This window comes from Aeromonas sp. ZOR0001 (assembly GCF_000801015.1).
Classification (GTDB): domain Bacteria; phylum Pseudomonadota; class Gammaproteobacteria; order Enterobacterales; family Aeromonadaceae; genus Aeromonas; species Aeromonas veronii.
The window spans coordinates 1-209 of record NZ_JRJY01000094.1 but is presented as its reverse complement, the minus strand read 5'-3'; the positions used below and the strand labels follow the sequence as shown (position 1 = coordinate 209).

Annotated in this window: 1 pseudogene; it reads right to left on the bottom strand. The window is 56.0% G+C overall.

The annotated features are described in order from the left end of the window. Positions 1-209: pseudogene (locus L972_RS20925) on the bottom strand (IS5/IS1182 family transposase); the annotation flags it as partial.

The window sequence follows — 209 nt, the reverse complement described above, 5'->3', positions numbered from 1 at the left end:
CGCAGACTGATTTTCCCCGCCAACAACTGCTTGAACCGATACATCGCCGTCTCTGCCAGCGAGCGACGGTGGTATCCCGATATCTTCTTCCAGTGCGCCAGCCCTTCCTTACGCATTACCAGCACTGCTCCATTTCTTGGGTGCCCCTTTTTCCATAACCCCGCATTCTTGCGAGGCGGGATACAGGCTGTCGCCCCTTTACCTGCTAT